We start from the raw sequence: 2,905 nt of genomic DNA, 5'->3' as shown, positions 1-2,905 counted from the left end.
TCCGTTATCAAATGGCGTTATCCGTGATTAAACGGGATTTTGAACTACTGCATTTTTTGCAGGAGTTGGATTGTAAATTCAAAGCTTTACTCACCCTATAATTTTTAATAACCAATTTCATTTATCTTTTATTAATATTTTATCCGAAGTAAATCGGTTCTGGTTTTAATTCCGTTTAGCTGGGTATCTATATAATGCCTCATATTACGCCAGAGTTATTTTAATTCTGTTGTGAGAATACTTTAAAGCCAACTTATTTATATTGAGGATCTTCTTATGAATCGATTTACAAAGGTTTTATTTAGCGTTCTATTGGTATCGCTCTCTTTTTCGGGGCACAGCTTTCAAGCGTCAGATGAAGCGATAAACCCATATCAAACTTTAATTACTAAGAAGCACACGCAACATAAACACGGATATGAACATGGGTATGATCATGGATATGAACACGGGTATGAGCACGGGTATAGTCATGGGTATGAACACGGGTATGGTCATGGGTATGAACACGGACACTCAAATAGTATTAAGCATACTTACAAATCAATCAAGGATGCACCGCAATATCCTAAAGGGTTTAGGCCAGTCCAAGATGGAACAACTCGGAATGTTGTTAACAATAAAAAAGTTTTGCAGGATCTAAGAGCCGTAAGAGCTGGGCAATGGTATAAAATCTATAAAAACGGCTATAGTGCCTCTAATCAGCGAGTGTCTATCCATTATTTTCAACACAAAAGTGGTCTTGTATTTGATGTGAAAGTCCATCATGGGTGGAGTATAAGGGGAAGTTAATGAAACTTTGTTATTGTATTGAAAAGAAACACGCGGAAAAATTTGTTGGCATTTTTGTCTTGGGGTTGTTGCATTCTCTTGATAAAAAACTGATTTCTATTGATGAAGCGGAAGGGTTTATATTCATGCCCTATGTCCCCGACGTATTAAAAAAAATTAAAGTATCCGACGAATTGATTGATATCATTAACCTCGGCTGTGAACTTGAAGACGTAGCATCTTTAATACCGAAAGAATTACCCGCTAGTATTGATGAGTTGATCGAGCAAACATTATTAGCCATTAAAAATAATGGTGAAATAGGAAGATTGGTGGAGAAAGAAATTCTCATAAAAGGTAAAGGTAGAAGAGGATAAATTACCCATTCTACAGTGTATCCATCAGCTTAAATGCAATGTGGCAGTTACCCATTCTGTAATGAATGCAAGGGTGACTGTCATCTTTTTAAATCTGAGCCTTAAGCATAAAAAACCCCGCAGAAGCGAGGTCTGATAATTCAATAAGCTGTGTGACATTGCTATCACTCTTATCACAATAGCCCATAAATTTCGTTACGAAAAGTCTTTATGCTATTTTTTCTGTTGGCACCTCTTTATGTGTCCAAGCATCCATTTCCAAAGTTACCTCCGCCATAATTAAACAGGCTTCTACAAAGGTTTCTGCGACCATAAGATTTTGACGTATTTTCCCCTCAGAGCATTTCTTTTGTCTGGCTATTTCTGATTTCGAAATGTCGTGGATATAATGCAATTCGATTAATTCAAACTCATCTGTACGCCCTGATTTTATTAATCGTCCTACAGCGCCGTCTACAGCAATGCCATCATTATCACAGCAAGACGGCCGTGATTTTGACGTTGAAGGCAGTAACCCTTTGAAGCCTGCCGCGATAGATGAATAATTAATACTACTGTGTCCGCTTGCTGCCCATCCACCCCAACGCTCCAGTACCATCTGAATATCACGCATCAGCACACTCCCCCACCAGATTCAGAATAATCCTGTCGGTCAGTTCACGATCATGGAACCGCTCTTCTTCCAGTACCCACTTGCAAACGTCAATCGCTTCCTGACGGCTTATCGGTTGGAGGGTAACCAGTTTCTCTTCAAGGTAATCTTCCCGATCATAGATATAATATCGCTCATCGCCGAACCCGTTCGGGTCGAGTTCTTTGGCGGCCACATTGCGCATCTGATATAACCAATCCCAATACAAAAACTCACGCACCACATCAGACAAGGTATGCGGTTCGGGAAGCTGTTCAGTAAAGCCTTTCGCCGTGGTTTTTCGTAACTTCTCGGTTTCAGTAACACGATCACCGTACATACAGCCTTCGGTCAGTTCTTTTTCGTTCCAGTAGTAGCCCGCCTCATAGATTTCCGCCAACTCCCCCACCAGCATTAATTTTTCTGGTTCGGTCAGTTCCAGCGCCGCTTCGTAGCTCTCAAAGGTTGCCCTGACTTTCGCCGCATCGCTGATCTGCTCTTTCGCGCGATCAATATAGCCCTGTGGGTTATCCATACTGAAAGTGCCAAAGGCGACCTGAAAAGCTGCTGCCCCCGATTTCATCAGATAATCAGAATATTTCTGTTGGGCTTCTTTGGGCGTGATTTTCAGTTTCTTCAAGGCGGCTTCTGCTGCCTCAAGGTGGGCAGGTTCGTTGGTTCGAATGACTGCCAGTACCCACAAGTAGGCATCCACCTGTTTATTACCGGTGATCTTGCGCTGAACAGGTAACGGTTTTACCGTCGCCAGTGCCGTACTGTAGCGGGGTTCAGGAAGAGTAAAGAGGGCTTTGTGTGCTGTGTTGTCCATTGTTATACTGTCTCCTGCTGCTTTTTAGGAAATACTCTTTCTCTGGCTTGACAACCTTGCTGGAGCAGGTCGTTAAAATCACCCAAATCAGGGTATCTGACGCTCACCTTTTCAATATCGTTGTTAGCCAGTAAATTTTTATTGGCACAGGCATAGGCGGCCGCTTCCCCGGTGGCGCTCCAGTCGTTATCTGCAAAGATAATCAGATGGTTAACACCACGAGGGGCGATAAACTTCGCCATATGCCCGGCGTTCATGGTTGACCACGTGTTCACCCCGTAAATTTGCTTACAGGAC

General features: G+C 42.3%; 5 protein-coding genes. 2 read left to right on the top strand and 3 right to left on the bottom strand.

What is annotated here, in order from left to right; translation table 11 throughout:
• Window positions 1–276: 276 nt before the first annotated feature.
• A complete protein-coding gene (locus PSI23_RS20845; protein ID WP_273556868.1) occupies window positions 277–792 on the top strand; it encodes a hypothetical protein in 516 nt (171 codons plus the stop codon).
• Entirely contained in the window at window positions 792–1,148 is a 357-nt protein-coding gene (locus PSI23_RS20840) for a DUF3969 family protein (protein ID WP_273556867.1), read from the top strand. Before PSI23_RS20845 ends, PSI23_RS20840 begins: the two co-directional genes overlap by 1 nt.
• Before the next feature lie 208 nt (window positions 1,149–1,356).
• On the opposite strand, the gene PSI23_RS20835 is transcribed toward PSI23_RS20840, so the two are convergent.
• From PSI23_RS20835 to PSI23_RS20825, 3 genes are all read right to left on the bottom strand, one after another.
• On the bottom strand, window positions 1,357–1,761 hold the full coding sequence (locus PSI23_RS20835; RefSeq protein ID WP_273556866.1) for an antiterminator Q family protein: 405 nt from the start codon (window positions 1,759–1,761) through the stop codon (window positions 1,357–1,359).
• On the bottom strand, window positions 1,754–2,614 hold the full coding sequence (locus tag PSI23_RS20830) for a helix-turn-helix domain-containing protein (RefSeq protein ID WP_273556869.1): 861 nt from the start codon (window positions 2,612–2,614) through the stop codon (window positions 1,754–1,756). The genes PSI23_RS20835 and PSI23_RS20830 overlap by 8 nt, the downstream gene beginning before the upstream one ends.
• On the bottom strand, window positions 2,611–2,905 hold a 295-nt coding region (locus PSI23_RS20825; protein WP_273556865.1), incomplete at its 5' end, for a toprim domain-containing protein. The genes PSI23_RS20825 and PSI23_RS20830, both read right to left, overlap by 4 nt.

It is taken from the genome of Xenorhabdus yunnanensis (genome assembly GCF_028598805.1).
Lineage (GTDB): Bacteria > Pseudomonadota > Gammaproteobacteria > Enterobacterales > Enterobacteriaceae > Xenorhabdus > Xenorhabdus yunnanensis.
The sequence above is the reverse complement of the archived record's forward strand: the minus strand, read 5'-3'. Positions and strand labels throughout refer to the sequence as shown.